At 57.3% G+C, this 17692-nt stretch carries 14 protein-coding genes; 10 read left to right on the forward strand and 4 right to left on the reverse strand.

What is annotated here, in order from left to right; all coding sequences use genetic code 11:
• Window positions 1–2298, forward strand: a complete 2298-nt coding sequence (locus DSM117340_RS04205) for a UvrD-helicase domain-containing protein (RefSeq protein ID WP_089888982.1) — start codon at window positions 1–3, stop codon at window positions 2296–2298.
• A 113-nt stretch (window positions 2299–2411) separates the two neighbouring features.
• Here the strand turns inward: DSM117340_RS04205 and DSM117340_RS04210 are convergent, their stop codons facing one another.
• Window positions 2412–2639 (reverse strand): DUF1127 domain-containing protein, encoded by a 228-nt coding sequence (locus tag DSM117340_RS04210; protein ID WP_089888985.1) that lies wholly within the window; start codon window positions 2637–2639, stop codon window positions 2412–2414.
• Between the two features lie 257 nt (window positions 2640–2896).
• On the opposite strand from DSM117340_RS04210, the gene DSM117340_RS04215 reads away from it, so the two are divergent.
• From DSM117340_RS04215 to murD, 9 genes are all read left to right on the forward strand, one after another.
• A complete protein-coding gene (locus DSM117340_RS04215) occupies window positions 2897–3952 on the forward strand; it encodes an Mrp/NBP35 family ATP-binding protein (protein WP_089888123.1) in 1056 nt (351 codons plus the stop codon).
• 634 nt (window positions 3953–4586) lie between these two features.
• The gene (gene mraZ, locus DSM117340_RS04220) at window positions 4587–5093 is read left to right on the forward strand and encodes a division/cell wall cluster transcriptional repressor MraZ (RefSeq protein WP_089888125.1); all 507 of its coding nucleotides are present in this window, start codon (window positions 4587–4589) and stop codon (window positions 5091–5093) included.
• A 6-nt stretch (window positions 5094–5099) separates the two neighbouring features.
• Entirely contained in the window at window positions 5100–6086 is a 987-nt protein-coding gene (gene rsmH, locus DSM117340_RS04225) for a 16S rRNA (cytosine(1402)-N(4))-methyltransferase RsmH (RefSeq protein ID WP_089888126.1), read from the forward strand.
• Window positions 6083–6457: a cell division protein FtsL gene (locus tag DSM117340_RS04230; RefSeq protein ID WP_089888128.1), complete on the forward strand. Its 375-nt coding sequence runs from the start codon at window positions 6083–6085 to the stop codon at window positions 6455–6457. Before rsmH ends, DSM117340_RS04230 begins: the two co-directional genes overlap by 4 nt.
• Window positions 6454–8235 carry a penicillin-binding protein 2 gene (locus DSM117340_RS04235; RefSeq protein WP_089888130.1) on the forward strand — a complete coding sequence of 594 codons (1782 nt, stop codon included), beginning with the start codon at window positions 6454–6456 and terminating at the stop codon, window positions 8233–8235. Before DSM117340_RS04230 ends, DSM117340_RS04235 begins: the two co-directional genes overlap by 4 nt.
• Before the next feature lie 16 nt (window positions 8236–8251).
• Window positions 8252–9727: a UDP-N-acetylmuramoyl-L-alanyl-D-glutamate--2,6-diaminopimelate ligase gene (locus DSM117340_RS04240; protein WP_089888132.1), complete on the forward strand. Its 1476-nt coding sequence runs from the start codon at window positions 8252–8254 to the stop codon at window positions 9725–9727.
• On the forward strand, window positions 9724–11148 hold the full coding sequence (gene murF, locus DSM117340_RS04245; protein WP_089888133.1) for a UDP-N-acetylmuramoyl-tripeptide--D-alanyl-D-alanine ligase: 1425 nt from the start codon (window positions 9724–9726) through the stop codon (window positions 11146–11148). The genes DSM117340_RS04240 and murF overlap by 4 nt, the downstream gene beginning before the upstream one ends.
• Complete coding sequence (gene mraY / locus DSM117340_RS04250; protein ID WP_089888135.1) at window positions 11149–12231, forward strand: phospho-N-acetylmuramoyl-pentapeptide-transferase; 1083 nt, start codon at window positions 11149–11151, stop codon at window positions 12229–12231.
• Between the two features lie 24 nt (window positions 12232–12255).
• Window positions 12256–13653, forward strand: coding sequence for a UDP-N-acetylmuramoyl-L-alanine--D-glutamate ligase (gene murD / locus DSM117340_RS04255; RefSeq protein WP_089888137.1), 1398 nt, complete (start codon window positions 12256–12258; stop codon window positions 13651–13653).
• On the opposite strand, the gene DSM117340_RS04260 is transcribed toward murD, so the two are convergent.
• The 3 genes from DSM117340_RS04260 to parE all read right to left on the reverse strand — a co-directional run bounded on the left by DSM117340_RS04260 (window position 13650) and on the right by parE (window position 17460).
• Window positions 13650–14324 (reverse strand): hypothetical protein, encoded by a 675-nt coding sequence (locus DSM117340_RS04260; protein ID WP_271437091.1) that lies wholly within the window; start codon window positions 14322–14324, stop codon window positions 13650–13652. The genes murD and DSM117340_RS04260 overlap by 4 nt on opposite strands.
• Window positions 14325–14677: 353 nt before the next feature.
• Entirely contained in the window at window positions 14678–15502 is an 825-nt protein-coding gene (locus tag DSM117340_RS04265; protein ID WP_089888141.1) for a hypothetical protein, read from the reverse strand.
• On the reverse strand, window positions 15499–17460 hold the full coding sequence (gene parE / locus DSM117340_RS04270; RefSeq protein ID WP_089888142.1) for a DNA topoisomerase IV subunit B: 1962 nt from the start codon (window positions 17458–17460) through the stop codon (window positions 15499–15501). Before parE ends, DSM117340_RS04265 begins: the two co-directional genes overlap by 4 nt.
• Between the last annotated feature and the right edge of the window lie 232 nt (window positions 17461–17692).

The following is a 17692-nucleotide window of genomic DNA, read 5'->3' on the forward strand; positions in this document are numbered from 1 at the left end:
ATGGCACGGGGCGCGCCGTATTTGAACGACCTCAACCCTGCGCAGCGTGCGGCTGTGGAGCAGTTGGACGGGCCTGTTCTGATGTTGGCGGGAGCGGGCACGGGCAAGACCAAGGCTCTGACCGCGCGGATTGTGCATCTGCTCAATACGGGGCGTGCGCAACCCAACGAGATATTGGCTGTGACCTTTACCAATAAGGCTGCGCGAGAAATGAAAGAGCGGGTTGCACGCTTGCTTGGGCAATCTGTGGAGGGGATGCCTTGGCTTGGGACGTTTCACTCGATTTGTGTGAAAATTCTGCGCCGTCATGCCGAGCTTGTGGGCCTCAAGAGCAATTTCACCATTCTGGACACCGATGACCAGCTGCGCCTTCTTAAGCAACTTGTGCAGGCGGCAGGGATTGATGACAAGCGGTGGCCCGCGCGGATGCTGGTGGGTATCATTGACGGCTGGAAAAACCGTGCATGGCTTCCTGAAAACCTGCCCGCGGCGGAAGGCAGTGCATATGACGGGATGGGGCCGCAGCTTTATGCGCAGTATCAGACCCGCCTGCGAGAGTTGAATGCAGCGGATTTTGGCGATTTGCTTTTGCATGTGGTGAGTATTTTTCAAAAGCATGACGATGTGCTCGCGCTCTATCAGCGCTGGTTTAAATATGTGCTGGTGGACGAGTATCAGGACACCAACGTAGCGCAGTATCTTTGGCTGCGTTTGCTTGCGGGTGGGCACAAAAACATCTGCTGCGTGGGCGATGATGACCAGTCGATCTATGGCTGGCGGGGTGCGGAAGTGGGCAATATCTTGCGCTTTGAGAAAGACTTTCCCGGCGCAGCCGTGGTGCGTCTGGAGCAGAACTATCGCTCGACACCGCATATTTTGGCGGCGGCGGCAGGTGTGATTGCTGGCAATGAGAACCGGCTTGGCAAGGAACTTTGGACCGAAGTCGAGGAGGGCGAGAAAGTTCGTCTGATCGGCCATTGGGACGGCGAGGAAGAGGCGCGCTGGATTGGCGAGGAGGCTGAGGCTTTGCAGCGTGGCACACGCGGAATTGGGCCAAAATCGCTCGACGATATGGCGATTCTTGTGCGCGCCTCGCACCAGATGCGCGCTTTTGAGGACCGTTTTCTGACCATCGGGATGCCGTATCGGGTGATCGGCGGACCACGGTTTTACGAGCGTTTGGAAATTCGCGATGCGATGGCTTACTTCCGCCTCGTGGTGAGCCCCGAGGACGACCTTGCTTTTGAGCGGGTGGTGAACACGCCCAAGCGCGGGCTGGGCGACAAAGCGCAGCAGAAAATCCAAATGGAGGCGCGGGCCAATTTTCTGCCGCTGACGGGCGGTGCGCAGCTGCTTCTGGACGCCAAGGGTATTGGTGGCAAGGGCGCGGGCGAGCTTCAGCGCTTTCTGGACAATCTGCAGCGCTGGCAACGGCTGGAGGCCAGTCCTGAGGTGAGCCATGTGGAGCTGGCCGAGATCATTCTGGACGAGAGCGGCTATACCGAAATGTGGCAGAACGACAAGACGCCCGAAGCGCCAGGGCGGCTGGAAAACCTCAAGGAGCTTGTCAAAGCGCTGGAGCAATTTGAAAATCTGCAAGGATTTTTGGAGCATGTCGGCTTGATCATGGACAATGACAAGACCGATGCGGACGAGAAAATCAGCATAATGACGCTGCATGCGGCCAAGGGGCTGGAATTTCCTGTGGTGTTTTTGCCCGGATGGGAAGACGGGCTGTTTCCGTCGCAGCGCTCTATGGACGAAAGCGGGCAGAAAGGCCTCGAGGAAGAACGGCGGCTTGCCTATGTGGGGATCACCCGCGCGGAGGAGATTTGCACCATTTCATTCGCGGGCAACCGACGGGTGTATGGGCAATGGCAGAGCCAGATGCCGAGCCGCTTTATTGACGAGCTGCCTGAGGCGCATGTGGATGTTATGACGCCTCCCGGGCTTTATGGTGGCGGATTTGGAGCCGCTCAGCCCTCGGTGCGCTCAAACCTTGCGGAGAGTGCGGCGGAGGCAGATGTTTATAACTCTCCTGGCTGGAAGCGGATGCAGGCGCGCGCGAGCCAGAGACCGACCCCGAAAGCGCAGGGTGGCGCTGCCTATATTGTCGAGGCGACGGCGGTGTCTTCGTTTATGCAGGGGGATCGCGTGTTTCACACCAAGTTTGGCTATGGCGATGTCATTGGGGTCGAGGGCGACAAGCTCGAGATCAACTTTGACAAGGCGGGTGTGAAGAAGGTTGTGGCGCGCTTTATCGTGAGCGCGGCGGATGCGGACAACATCCCGTTTTAAGCTTTAAAATAGGCTCTTAAAATGAAGGCGGCGGACCCTTTAGGGAGGAGGGGGTCCGCCGCGCATTCTTGTGCCGGAAAAGGGAGGAGAACCGGCACAATCCGGTTGTTCGTTTAGCCGTAGACAGCCTCAAAAGCTGCGGCGTGGATGCTTGAGCGGTTCAGGCCGAGGTCTGCGAGTTCGCGACCTGAGAGGCTTGAAAGCTCGCTTACTGTTTTGCGGTACTCGCGCTTGAGAGCGAAGGCTTCAGCTGCGTTTGAGACGAGGCTTACGGCTTTGCCGACGAGTTCTGCGATGGCGTCGTTGAGGGCGCCTGAAGTTGTGGATACGACATAGTTCATTGTGTTTACCATTTCATGTGCGTGACGGTGTGTGTCTGTCTTGAAGGCTATCTAGGGTTATGCTGCGGCTGCGAAAAGACCTAGTTTAACAATGCCGCTATGCAGCATTTGCATGTCTTGGAGATGTCTGATTTCCCAAAGCTAACGTTAACGTAAGGTAAGCTTATCGGCCTTTGACGCTGTGCTTTGGCGGCTTTGGGGTTGAATTCTGCGGCATAAGGCGCACCTATGCGGCAAAGCTATAAGGGAGCGTGCGCATGGCAACGAAAGAACAGGTACTGGCGGAGTTGGCGCGGCTGGAGCTGCCTGATGGGCGCAGCCTTGTGAGCGCCGATATGGTGCGCGCCCTGACTGTCGAGGGCGGGGCCGTTCGATTTGTCATCGAGGCACCAAGCCCAGAGGCGGCGGCGAAGATGGAGCCGATCCGAGCGGCGGCTGTGGATATGGTACAAGCGCTAAGCGGTGTGAGCAGTGCCTCTGCTGTCTTGACGGCGCATGGTGCCCAAGCGGCCGCGAAGGCGCCTCCCAAGCTGAGCATTGGTGGCCACCCAGACCCCAAACGCAAAGACATTCGCCCAAAAGGTGTGGCGCGGGTGATTGCTGTTGGCTCGGGCAAGGGCGGCGTGGGTAAATCAACTGTAAGTGTGAACCTCGCGGTGGCGCTGGCGCGTGCCGGGCAACGTGTCGGGATATTGGATGCGGATTTTTACGGGCCGAGCCAGCCGAGAATGCTGGGTGTGACGGGGCGGCCAGGTCAGTCGCCAGACGGACGCATCATGCCGCCGCAGGCGCATGGCCTTAAGATGATGTCGCTTGGTTTGATGGTGGACGAGAAGCAGGCTGTTGTCTGGCGCGGTCCGATGTTGATGGGTGCGGTGCAGCAGATGCTTGCGGATGTGGACTGGGGCGAGCTTGATGTCTTGATCATTGATCTGCCGCCCGGGACTGGGGATGTGCAGCTCACGCTCGGGCAGCAAAAAGTGCTGGATGGCGCGGTGATTGTCTCGACCCCACAGGATGTGGCGCTGATTGATGCGCGCAAGGCGATCGACATGTTCGAGAAGCTCAAGGTGCCAGTGATGGGACTGGTGGAGAATATGAGCCTGTATATCTGCCCTCAATGTGGGCATGAGGCGCATCTCTTTGGCCATGGCGGCGTCGGGCTTGAGGCTGAGCGCCTTGGTGCGCCTCTTCTGGCGCAGATCCCGATTGATCTGGAGACACGCTTGGGCGGAGATGCTGGAACGCCGATTGCGGCGGGGGAGACCGCTGCAGCGCAGATTTATGCGGATTTGGCGCAAAAGCTGCTCTGAGCCGTGACTTGATGGGAAATGATGGGACGCGCCATGGGAATTCATGGGCGTACCGTTTGTTTTGGGCGAATCACTTTGGTGATTTGTGGCGTTTTGAGCCGTCTTGGCCGCTAATTCTTCATAGCGGACAGGGCTTTTGGGGCTTGCCTGTGGGATTTTTCGAAAAAAAATGGGATTTTATGGGCGAGCCTGCGCAGCGCGAGGCGCTACCATATCTAGTATTTTAAATTTTAGCTTCCGCTACAGTTGGTGCAAATTTCAGCTTTTACATACACAACATGTAGTTCAGGGGCATCTTTTGAGCTATATAATGTGCTCATTTCCGTAAAAAACTATTGATTACCATGAATTCCCATCGTATCCCTAATTCACGAGATGAGGTCGGGACACAAAATAAGGGGCGAACAAAAGACCCCGAAAAAAACTCCCTAAGTCAGGTTTCATACAGGCACCGACTTCATCAGACCAAGAGATCCGGCGCGCGGGCGAGCAGACATCCCCCCAGGTGGCGCGCGCAGCTGGACAACCCCGCTAAGCGGGACGAGGGCGGCGGTTGATCAGTGGCAGCAGATCAACCGCCGTTTCCTTTACTAAGGCAGATTTTTTTGGGGAAACTAAAGAGAGGCGGCCCAGAGTGGTTCGTAGATTTCGCGGCGAAAGCCACCACAAGGTGGATGCTAAAGGGCGGGTGTCAATTCCGGCCTCTTTTCGGCGTGTTCTAGAAGCCTCTGACCCAAACTGGCGCGAAGGCGACACTCCTGAGTTGGTGATCGTCTATGGTGATCACCGCCGGACGTACCTTGAGTGCTATACTGTTGAGGCCATCAACGAAGTGGACGACAAGATTGCGTCCTTGCCGCGTGGCTCAACCGAACGCAAAATTCTTCAACGTCTTTTCCAGGGGCAATCGTTGCCTACGACTGTGGATGAGACGGGTCGCCTTGTGCTGCCGCAAAAGCTGCGCGAGAAAATTGGCCTTGAAGGCGAGGCTTTCTTCATTGCTGCGGGCGATACTTTCCAGATTTGGAAGCCCGAGACCTATGAGGCAGAAGAGCTCGCGAAGACAGAAGAGTGGCTCGATGATCTGCCAGAAGATTTCGATCCATTGATTTACCTTGATAAGGCTACAAGCGGGGAATAGCGCGACATGGAACGTGCCACATCAGAGCGCAGGCATATTCCGGTTTTGCTACAGGCTATTCTTGACCATGTGGCGCCCGTTTCGGGCGTATGGGTTGATGGAACGCTGGGTGCAGGCGGCTATGCCAAGGGCTTGCTGGACGCAGGGGCTGAAAAGCTGATCGGGATTGACCGTGACCCGCTGGCGCATGAGCTGGCAGGTGTCTGGGCCGCGGACTATGGCGACAGGGTCGCGCTTCACCAGACCACATTTTCAAAGCTGGATGAGGTTGCCGATCAGGTGGATGGCGTTGTGCTTGATTTGGGCGTGAGCTCGATGCAGCTTGATCTTGCTGAGCGCGGGTTTTCGTTTCAGGGTGACGGGCCTTTGGACATGCGCATGAGCCAGACTGGACGCTCGGCCAAGGAGCTCGTCAACGAGCTGGATGAAGCGCAAATTGCTGATATTATTTATCTTTATGGCGAAGATCGTGCCAGTCGCAGGATTGCGAAGGCGATTGTCAAGGCGCGCGAGCTGGCACCGATTGAGACAACGGGGCGCTTGGCTGAGATCATCCAGAGCGTGATGCCACGGCCCAAACCGGGCCAAAGCCACCCTGCGACACGAAGCTTTCAGGCGATTAGAATTGCTGTGAACGATGAATTTGGTGAATTGGTGGCGGGGCTTGAGGCAGCCGAGCGCGCGCTGAAACCCGGCGGGCTTTTGGCTGTTGTTTCGTTTCATTCGCTGGAAGACCGTGTTGTGAAGCGGTTTATGCGGCTTCGGGCGGGCGAAGCGGGCGGCGGGAGCCGATATGCGCCTGCGCAAGTGCCTGAGCCTGCGACGTTTCAATTGATCAACAAGAAAGCGATTGGGCCAAACGCTCAAGAGCTTGAGGACAATCCCCGCAGCCGCAGCGCGCTGTTGCGCTTGGCGCGGCGCACGGATGTGCCTGCGCGGGATGTGAGTGCAAAAACAGTGGGTGCCCCACAATTGGGAGAGGGTGTTTTATGAGAACCATTATTGTCTTGCTGACTGCGCTTTGCGTCATTGGCAGCGCGTTTTGGGCTTATCATGAGAATTACCAGACCCAAGAGGCCTATGCGTCTTCGCAGCGCTTGCAAGGCGACATCGGGGAGGCACGGGCGCGGCTTGCGATTTTGCGGGCAGAATGGGCTTATCTGAACCGTCCTGACCGTTTGCATGAGCTGACGGACCTCAATTTTCAGAAAGTCGGGTTATTGCCTTTGGCGGCCGAGCATTTTGGCACGATCAACGAGGTCGGCTATCCTGTTGAGGCGCAAGCTGAAGAGCTTGAGCTGTCTTTTGATGGATCCATCGAAGTGTCCAGCGATGCGGCTGGCCAAAGTGGGGCAGACCAATGACACGTATTCCTCTCAGACCGCTGGCCGCCATTCTGGATGCGCGTAAGAAGGGCACGGACCCTGACGCGATTGAACGGCGCAACACCAGTGCGCGTCACGAAGTGATCCAAAACGAGCTTCGCTCTGTGGGCGAGGGGCGTCTTGTGGTGCTTGGGGTCATGTTTTTCTGTGCATATGCAGTGATTGCGGCGCAGATGGGCCTTTTGGCAGGTTCGGAGCCTACGGAGCAGCGCGCAGCGGGCGGCGGTGTCGAAATTCTGGCTCAGCGGGCGGATATTGTGGATCGCCGTGGACGTGTTTTGGCGACAAATATCGAGACGCATTCGCTTTATGCGCAGCCTCAAGAGATGATTGAGCCCAAGCGTGCGGCGAAAGAGCTTGTGAGGATTTTCCCTGATCTGGATGAGGCGCGGCTGACCAAGGATTTTTCAGGTAAACGCAAGTTTATTTGGGTGAAAAAGAAGATCAGCCCTGAGCAACTCCAGCAGGTGCATGACATTGGCGAGCCAGGTTTGTTGTTTGGTCCACGCGAGGCGCGGCTGTATCCGAACGGCACGCTGGCGGCGCATGTGATGGGCGGAACGAGCTTTGGCCGCGAGGGTGTTCACGCAGCTGAAGTGATCGGCACGGCTGGCGTTGAAAAGCAGTTTGACGAATACCTGCGCGACCCCGCCAATGGCGCGCGGCCCTTGCAGCTTTCGATTGATATGACGGTACAGACGGCGGCCGAGCGCGTGCTCTATGGCGGGATGCGTCTGATGGGCGCGAAGGGTGCTGCGAGCATTTTGATGGATATCCACACGGGCGAAGTGATCTCTGTTGTGAGCTTGCCCGACTTTGACCCGAACAATCGCCCTTTGCCGCCCGTTGAGGGCGACCCTGACGATAGCCCGCTGTTCAACCGTGCTTTGCAAGGCGTCTATGAGCTTGGATCGACCTTTAAGGTCTTTACCATTGCGCAGGCGATCGAACTGCAGCTTGTGAACAAATCGACGATGATCAACACCCGCGGCCCTCTTGTCTGGGGCAAGCACAAGATCCGCGATTTTCACGACTATGGAAAAGAGCTGGATGTTGAGACAGTTCTGACCAAAAGCTCAAACATTGGGACAGCGCGGATCTCACAGATGATCGGTGCAGAACGTCAGCGCGAGTTCCTTGGGGCGCTCGGCATGCTGGATACGACAACAATTGAAATGCCAGAAGCGAGCGGCGGTAAGCCGCTCCTGCCCAAGAACTGGTCAGAAATTTCTACGATGACGATTTCTTATGGTCACGGGCTTTCGGCAACGCCAATGCATTTGGCTGCGGCATTCTCCACGATTGCCAATGGTGGGCGCAAGATTTCGCCGACGCTGCTCAAGCAGGACGGCCCAAACTACGGCGCGCAGGTGCTTTCGCCTTTTGTGGCGCGTGAAATGAACGATATGTTGCGCAAAGTTGTGACCGATGGCACCGCGAGCTTTGGCGATGTGGCTGGATATTCTGTGGGTGGTAAGACAGGCACGGCCGACAAGCCAAAGGCGCGCGGCGGCTACTATAAAGACAAGGTGATTGCCTCGTTTGCGAGCGTCTTTCCGACAGACAATCCGCAGTATGCCTTGATCGTAACATTGGATGAACCCGAGATTTACACGATGGGCGAAAACCGTCGCAGCGCAGGCTGGACGGCTGTGCCCGTGGCGGCTGAACTGATAAATCGTGTTGCGCCGCTCCTTGGATTGCGACCGAACGTTGAACCAGGGAAATTGGCTGGTATAACGCTCACATCGAATTAACGCGAAAGAGGGCGCGGTGGGGCATAAAAAGTTGAGCGAGCTGGGGCTTCGGGCCACAGCTGGGGGTGATGTCAGCGTCAGCGGTCTGGCTGTTGATAGCCGATTGGTGAAGGAGGGCATGCTGTTTGCTGCTCTTCCGGGCACAGCGGTACATGGCGGGGCATTTATTCAATATGCTCTGCGGATGGGCGCAAGTGCTGTTCTCACAGATGCGGAAGGTGCGAAACTGGCGGAAGCCGAGCTTGCAGCTTCGGATGCGGCCCTGATTGTTTCGGAAAATCCACGGCAGGTTTTGGCTTATACTGCTGCGCTTTGGTTTGGCGCGCAGCCTGAAACCATGATTGCGGTCACTGGAACCAATGGAAAAACCAGCGTGTCGAGCTTTGCCCGCATGATCTGGCAGGAGCTTGGCCTCAGAGCTGTTAATCTAGGCACAACGGGCGTGGAGGGGGACTGGAGCGCGCCACTCGCGCATACGACGCCTGAGCCGATCACACTGCACCGCACACTGGCGGCGGCGACTGAGGCAGGGATCACGCATGCCGCGATGGAAGCGTCAAGCCATGGCCTGTCGCAATACCGCCTTGATGGTGTGCAGCTTGCGGCGGCGGGGTTTACCAACTTTACGCAGGATCATCTGGACTATCACGCCACGTTTGAAGAGTATTTTGACGCCAAGGCAGCGCTGTTTGGGCGCGTTTTGGGGGATGATGGCGTGGCTGTGATCAATATCGACGATCCACGCGGCCCCGATATGGCGGCTATTGCGCAGAAGCGCGAGATTGAAGTGATCAGCGTTGGCCGAATGGAGGGTGCGGACATTCAGCTCACGGCGCAGCGCTTCCATGGCATGGGGCAGGAAGTTTTTTTCAAGCACAACAGCCGAGGCTACCGTGCCGATCTCAAGCTTATGGGCGGGTTTCAGGCCGAGAATGTGCTTTTGGCGGCGGGTCTTGTGATTGCGGCGGGCGAAGACCCGCAGGCTGTCTTTGAAACGCTGGATCATATGGAAACGGTCCGTGGGCGGATGCAGTTGGCGGCGACACGTGACAACGGCGCTTCTGTTTTTGTTGACTACTCCCACACGCCCGATGCGATTGCGACGGCGCTAAAGGCTATGCGGCCGCATGTTCCGGGGCGGATCATCGCCATTATTGGCGCAGGCGGGGACCGCGACACTAGCAAGAGGCCCTTGATGGGCGCGGCGGCGGCGGAGCACGCGGATGTGGTGATTGTCACCGATGATAACCCGCGCTCTGAGACGCCTGCGGATATTCGTGCGGCTGTGTTACAAGGCTGCCCAGAGGCTTATGAAGTGGGCGATCGTGCCGAGGCGATCTTGCGCGGAGTTGATTTGCTTCAGGCGGGAGATGCGCTTTTGATTGCGGGGAAGGGCCATGAGACAGGCCAGACCATTGGCGACACTGTGCTTCCTTTTGATGATGTGGAACAGGCCAGTGTGGCTGTCGCGGCTTTGGAGGGCAGGATATGAAACCTCTTTGGACAAGTGCGGAGGCGGCAGCGGCCACGGGTGGCGCTGTTGGCTCGGATTGGACGGCAAGCGGTGTTTCGATTGATACCCGCACACTCGCGCCGGGCGATCTTTTTGTTGCGCTGAAGGCTGCGCGAGATGGCCATGAGTTTGTTGCGCAGGCGTTGGAAAAGGGTGCGGCGGCGGCGCTTGTGAGCCATGTGCCCGAGGGGCTGGAAGGCTCAAACAAGCTGTTGCTGGTGGGGGATGTGCTGGCGGCACTTGAAGATTTGGGACGCGCGGCACGGGCGCGCAGCGCGGCGAAAATTATCGGCGTGACAGGTAGCGCGGGCAAGACCTCGACCAAGGAGATGCTGCGGGTGATGCTCGCGGCGCAAGGCTTTTGCCATGCAGCAGAGGCGAGCTACAATAACCACTGGGGTGTCCCGCTCACGTTGGCGCGGATGCCGCTGGAGGCAGAGTTTGCCGTGATCGAGATCGGTATGAACCACCCCGGCGAAATAGCGCCTTTGGCGAAGATGGCCGCGCCTCATGTGGTCATGATCACCACTGTTGCGGCGGCGCATATGGCCGCGTTTGAGAACATCGAAGGTATCGCAGCGGAAAAAGCCGCGATTATGGACGGGCTCACCGAAGGCGGTGTGGCGATTTGGAATGGCGATATTGGGACTGCGTCAATTTTGGCGGCGAAGGCTGCTCAATGTGCGGGCCGGGGGCTCACCTTTGGCACAACGTCAGAAGACTATCGGCTGGTTTCAACACGGCTGAAAGACAATATGACCATCGCCGAGGCTGAAGCCTTTGGCGAAGCGCTTGTCTTTAAAGTAGGGGCCGCGGGGCAGCATTTTGCGATGAACGGACTTGGCGCGATAGCGGTGTGTGAGGCCGTCGGGCTTGACCGTGCAGTGGCCGCCGCTGATCTGGCGCGTTGGGAGCCGCCTGCGGGGCGGGGGCGGCGCGAGATTTTGGCGCTTGATGAGGTCGAGGATGACCACATCGAGTTGATTGATGATGCGTTTAATGCCAACCCTGCGTCGCTTGTCGCGTCTTTACAGGTTTTGGCCGATATTGCGCGCCCTGAGGGGCGGAGCCGTAAGATTGCGATCATCGGGGATATGCTGGAACTTGGTGTGAGCGAGTTTGACGAGCATGCGCGTGTGGCGCGTTTGCCGAGTATCGCAGCGCTCGATCTTGTGCATTGTGTTGGGCCATTGATGCTTCATGCTTGGGAGGCGCTGCCGACTGAGCAACAGGGTGACTGGTTTGAGACGGCGGATGAACTCGCCGCCAAAGTGCGTGGCTATTTACGCGCGGGTGATATTGTATTGGTAAAAGGCTCCAAGGGGATCGGCGTTAGCCGCGTTGTGAGCGCGATCCGTTTGGCCATGCGCCCAAAAACAGAGAGACGAGGAATAGAGTAAATGCTTTACTGGCTTACGGCACTGTCCGACGGGGGCGATTTTTTCAACCTTTTCAGGTATATCACCTTCCGCGCCGGTGGCGCTTTTCTGACGGCTCTTATTTTTGGGTTCATCTTTGGACCGCCACTGATCAACGTGTTGCGCCGTCGTCAAGGCAAGGGCCAACCCATTCGTGACGATGGCCCCGAGGGGCATCTGGCCAAGGCGGGCACACCGACGATGGGAGGATTGCTCATTGTTGGCGCGCTTTTGACCTCGACGTTGCTTTGGGCGCGGCTTGATAATCCGTTTATCTGGATTGTGCTTTTTGTGACTGTCGGCTTCGCTGCGATCGGCTTTGCGGATGATTATGCCAAGGTCAAAAAGCAGACGACCGCTGGCGTCTCTGGCCGTGTGCGTATGCTGCTTGGGCTGTTGATCAGTGCGATCGCTAGCTATTGGGCGGCGCTCTATCACCCCGATGCGCTACAATATCAGCTGGCGATGCCTGTCTTTAAAGATACATTGATCAACCTTGGCTATCTGTTTGTGCCGTTTTCGATGATTGTAATTGTGGGTGCGGCCAATGCTGTGAACCTCACGGACGGGCTGGACGGCCTTGCAATTATGCCTGTGATGATTGCGGCGGGCACGCTCGGTGTGATTGCTTATGCGGTCGGGCGGGTCGACTTTACCGAATATCTGGATGTGCATTATGTACCCGGGACCGGCGAAATTCTGATCTTTACTGCCGGTATTTTTGGCGGCGGTCTTGGCTTTCTTTGGTATAATGCGCCGCCTGCGGCGGTGTTTATGGGCGACACAGGCTCGCTTGCTTTGGGCGGGGCGCTTGGCGCGATTGCTGTGAGCACAAAGCACGAGATTGTGCTTGCGATCGTCGGCGGTTTGTTTGTCGTTGAGGCGCTCTCTGTGATCATTCAGGTGCTTTACTTCAAGCGCACAGGCAAGCGTGTTTTTCTGATGGCACCGATCCATCACCACTATGAAAAGAAGGGCTGGGCGGAGCCGCAGATTGTGATCCGCTTCTGGATCATATCGCTTATTCTGGCGCTGATCGGCCTTGCGACACTTAAACTTCGTTAACAACGCGCACCAAAGGGGAAGCGGATGATTCCAGTTGCTGGATATGTGGGCCAATCTGTTGGTGTTCTGGGTCTTGGGCGCAGTGGTCTGTCGGCGGCGCGCAGCTTGCGCGCGGGCGGGGCTGAGGCGCTCTGCTGGGATGACAACCCCGATGCGCGGGCCAAGGCAGAGGCCGAGGGCTTTGAGTGTCTGGATCTTGGCAAAGAGGCGGTGATGAGCAGGCTGTCGGCGCTCGTGGTCAGCCCCGGGATTGCGCATCTTTATCCAGAGCCAAACCGTGTTGTCGCGGCGGCGCTCTTGGCGGGTGTGCCTGTGGACAATGACATCGGGCTGTTTTTTGCCTCACTTGGGTCAGGTGCTTGGGTCGAACTGGATGTCCCACCCCGTGTGGTGGCTGTGACGGGCTCTAACGGCAAGTCGACGACATCGGCTCTGATTGCCCATTTGATTGAGTCTGCGGGCAAGACAGCACAGCTGGCGGGCAATATTGGCCGTGGGGTTCTGGACATTGATGAGCCATTGTCGGGCGATGTGATTGTGCTTGAGCTCAGCTCCTATCAGACCGAGCTGGCGCGGGCGCTGACGCCTGATATTGCGGTGTTTACCAACCTCTCGCCAGACCATCTGGACCGTCATCACGGGATGGGCGGGTATTTTGCGGCCAAGCGGCGGCTTTTTGCGGAAGGCGGCCCTGACCGTGCTGTTATTGGCGTGGATGAGAACGAGGGGATGTTCTTGGACAACCAGCTTTCGGCGGGGCAGGGCGACGACCGTGTGATCCGTATTTCTGTCGAGCGCAAACTCACAGGGCACGGCTGGAACGTCTATGCGAAGAAGGGCTTTTTGGCGGAATGGCGCAAGGGGCGTCAGGTGGCGTCTATCGACTTGCGCGAGGTGAAGGGGCTGCCTGGTGCGCACAACCATCAGAACGCCTGTGCGGCCTATGCTGTCTGCCGTGCGCTCGGGATTGCGCCGCGGGATATCGAAAAGGGATTTCACAGTTTCAAAGGCTTGCCGCACCGCTCGCAGCTGATTGCTGAGGCGGCAGGTATTTCTTACGTCAACGACAGCAAGGCGACGAATGTAGACGCGGCGTATATGGCGCTGCGTGCGTTTGAGAACATCCGTTGGATCTGTGGTGGGCTGGAAAAAGAAGGTGGGCTGAGCGGGCTACAAGACGCGCTTGGGCATGTGAAGAAAGCCTATGTGATTGGCCGCGAGGCGGCGCAGTTTGCGATGCAGCTGAAGGGTGTGGAGGCGGAAGTCTGCACGACGATGGAAAAGGCTGTTGAGGCGGCGATGCGGGATGCGCTAGAGGGCGATGTTGTCTTGCTGGCGCCTGCGGCGGCGAGCTTTGACCAGTATGACAGCTTTGAAAAACGGGGCGATGATTTTAGCCAAGAGGTTTTGAAGCGGCTCTAGCGGCAGATATTACGCGTCTCGGCTCCGTCCCATGGGAGGCTAACCTCTTGGGGGATGTGGAGATCCGTGAGCGGGAAGGCCTCTGAGAGCATGATGTGCAGGCGCTTTGTGCGCGGCGCTTCAGGGTCAAGGGACGTGCAACAGACGTATTCTTCCACGAGGCTGGCTTGCTGCTCATAGGGATAGTCCAGAAAGCGGTTTTCTGTTGAGACGTTAAAGAGATAGGGATCATCGACGGCGGCGTGCTCGGCGGCGGCCTTGAGCGGGTGGTAGCCTGTTGTGGCGCGGTTTTGCCACTGCCAGATATGAGTGGCTTCATGGGAGAAGAGCATGGCCGCATACAAGCTCATGCTCTCTGGGTAGCCGTGCATATAGTCCTTTGAAAAGAAGGGCTTGGCAAAGAACACATGATTGAAGAGCGCCACCGCAGCGGGGCTTGTTGTGACGATCTCGTCACGGCCCTCGGGGAAGATGCGCTCGCGGCACGTGAGGCGGGGCCGCTTCTTGCGTTTGAAGGTGACCGAGCCGACCAGCGCGCCGTTGTGCAGGCGGGCGCGGTCTGTGGCGAAGCTCTCGCCGTAGAGCTGGGAGAGCAGCGCCGCTTCGCCCGTTGTGAGGGGGCGGCCGCAGGCTGCGAGGGAGAGAACAAGGGCAATCGTTATCAGGCGCATGGGGGGAGAGTAGCGGGAACCCGCCGAGCTGGCGAGAGGGTTAATGCGAGTGATTTGGGGGAAATGCAGGGGGGTGAAAAGCGTGCACAACCCGTGCACAACCCGTGCACCGGGGGAACGGGGTTTTGGCTGGGGGAGGGGGATTAAGGGAGCGTGCGGTGGGGGCTACGACTGTAATCATCGTTGCTCGGCTTGGTCGAGCTGCGCCCGACCCGCCCCATGGACGGGCGCATTGTAACCAGTGTGCTTGGTTAGGTGTTCGGGGGGCTTGTTGGTATAGCGGTGAGTGCGCCGACCCAGTGTCGTGCGCAGCTCTTACCAAGTCAAAATTCAATAACTAACACTTGTATCGCCTATTGAAATCTCCACTGCTTGATAGCAGGCCGAATTTTTGCCTGTTCAATAGGCAAAACCCCTGCAATTTGCGCAAACTCTTTTGGGGAATAGACTTTAGTTCGAGTCCCTAAGAGATTGCTGTTTTCTTCCACTTGCCGAAAGGCTTTGATGAAACCATCATCTGCGGTAAGGAAAACATCAATTCCAAATGAATCACAGACAATGTAGTGCCAAAGGTCCGAGGTTTGTTTCTTGCCTCGGATGTGTTTGAGTAGTTTGGAATGGCGACCAACATCAACTAAGCAATCTGAAATGTTAGGGTTTTGATTTGAGTTGATAATATAACTGGGAGTGAATTTTATGCGCGGGCATATTCCATTGAGATGGAGATATTGAATTCCGTGGTCCAGCTTCTTGGTTCCGTGATATTCAGCGTGAGTGTTTTTAGCGCCCAACATTTCGCTACTGATTGAGGGGATTTGAACAAACTCGATCTCACCTTTGCGCGCTAATTCGCAGATGGCAGCTAGGTAATCGACTTCATTTGATAGCCTAGCTTTATGGTTTGGTCGAACTACAAACCAACGTTTTTGCGGCCAAGAGTTAGAGCTGTTCTCTTGAGCAGACAATTGTTCTTCCATAATTCGTTCGTCTGCCAGAAGTTGCCTTACCTGAGTATCTAAGACCATCCTGAGCTTCGGTCGAACCAAATTCTGTTTGGCTTTGAAGTTGCGTTCGTTTGCCTTATTGATAAGCGCAAGGCCGAACTCTTGGAGTTTGACTGGAGAACTTATAATTCGGGCTTTAAAGCCTAATATGAGCCTCTTTAGCGTTCCCCTCAAACATCCAGCTCCTCAACAAACCGTGCATTCTCCGAGATATACTGGAAGCGCAGCTCTGGTTTTTTGCCCATGAGCCGCTCCACCAAGTCGCCCGTTTGGCCCGGTTCGTCCTCGTCAATCGTGACCCTGATCAACTTCCGTGATTTCGGGTCCATCGTGGTTTCTTTGAGGTCTTTCGCGTCCATCTCGCCAAGGCCTTTGAAGCGCTGCACGTCGATTTTGCCTTTGCCGCCGAGGCCCTTGTCCATCATGCGCTCTTTTTCCGCATCATCGGCGACATACAAGCGCCGTGCGCCTTGGGTGAGGCGGTAGAGGGGCGGGCAGGCGAGGTAGAGGTGGCCGTGGTCGATCATCGGGCGCATCTGGGTGAAGAAGAAGGTCATCAGGAGCGCGGCGATATGGGCGCCGTCGACGTCCGCATCTGTCATGATGATGACTTTGTCGTAGCGCAGGTCATCGACGTTGAACTTTGTGCCGAGGCCGACGCCGAGCGCTTGGGTCAGGTCAGCGATCTCTTGGTTGGTTCCGATCTTGGAGGAGGCCGAGCCGAGGACGTTGAGGATTTTGCCGCGTAGGGGCAGGAGGGCTTGGTTGCGACGGTCGCGCGCCATTTTGGCGGAGCCGCCAGCGGAGTCGCCTTCCACGATGAAGAGCTCGGTGCCTTCGCGGGTTTTGGAGGAGCAGTCGGTGAGCTTGCCAGGGAGGCGGAGTTTTTGGGTCGCGGTTTTGCGCGAGGTCTCTTTTTCTTGGCGACGGCGCAGGCGCTCTTCGGCTCTGAGCACCAAGAAATCAAGGATCGCGCCTGCGGATTTGGTATCGGCGGCGAGCCAGTTGTCAAAGTGATCGCGCACCGAGTTTTCGACCATGCGCTGCGCTTCCACTGTTGCGAGGCGGTCTTTGGTCTGGCCGACAAATTCGGGCTCGCGGATGAAGCAGCTGACAAGTGCGCCTGCGCCTGTGGTGAGGTCTTCGCGGGTGATTTGCGCGGCCTTTTTGTTGCCGACAAGTTCGCCGTAGGCCTTGATGCCTTTGAGGATCGCGGCCCAGAAGCCGGCCTCGTGTGTGCCGCCTTCGGGTGTGGGCACGGTGTTACAGTAGCTCTGGATGAAGCCGTCGCGTGAGGGTGTCCAGTTGATCGCCCATTCGACTTTGCCGGGGCGCTCGAACTTCTCAAAGGACACTGTGCCAGCGAAGGGGTTTTCTGAGTAGGTGGTTGCGCCGCCCATGACTTCTTTTAGGTAGTCAGCCAAGCCACCTGGGAAGTGGAATGTCGCTTCTTTGGGGGTGTCGCCGTCTGTTTGGGCAGTTTTCCAGCGTATTTCGACGCCAGAGAAAAGGTAAGCCTTGGAGCGGGCCATCGCAAAGAGGCGGGAGGCTTTGAGCTTGAGGGAGCCGAAGATTTCGGCGTCAGGGTGAAACGTTACGGAGGTGCCACGGCGGTTGGGCGCGGCGCCGATCTTGGCGAGCTTGCCTTGGGGCACTCCACGGGAGAACTCCATGGCGAAAAGCTCTTTGTTGCGGGCGACTTCAACGCGCAGGTGATCAGACAATGCGTTGACCACAGAAGAGCCGACGCCGTGCAGGCCGCCCGAAGTTTCGTATGAGTCGCCCGAAAATTTGCCGCCCGCGTTGAGCGTGCAGAAGATGATTTCGAGCGCGGATTTGTTTGGATCAGACGGGTGCGGGCCTGTCGGGATGCCGCGGCCGTTGTCACGCACGCTCACATGGCCGTTTTCGTGCAGTTCGACTTCGATCCATGTGGCGTGGCCTGCAACGGCTTCGTCCATCGAGTTGTCGATAATTTCGGCGACCATGTGGTGCAGCGCGCGGTCGTCCTTGCCGCCGATATACATGCCGGGGCGCAGGCGGACGTGTTCCATATCTTCGAGCACCTGAATGGAGGATGCGTCGTAGCTGTCGGGGCTTGCGCCCGCGCCGGAAAGGAGATCGTCTGACATGTACCGCTGCTCGTCTTGTTATGGGTTTTGGCTATTATGGCAGAGGAGACGTGGGCAGGGAAGTGGGCAAGGACCATTCGTCTTTTTCTTTCTCGAAATATCCCGGGAGAGCGCGAGCGGCAGCGCCCTCTCGCATCGGTCGGATTTGCGACGCAAATTCGAGGCGCTTTGCGCAGCATGAGCGGCCCTTCGCGTGCTTTGAGTGCTAAATTGCTTGCTCAAAAGGCCACAT

Source organism: Lentibacter algarum (assembly GCF_040580765.1).
In the GTDB taxonomy this organism is placed as follows: domain Bacteria; phylum Pseudomonadota; class Alphaproteobacteria; order Rhodobacterales; family Rhodobacteraceae; genus Lentibacter; species Lentibacter algarum.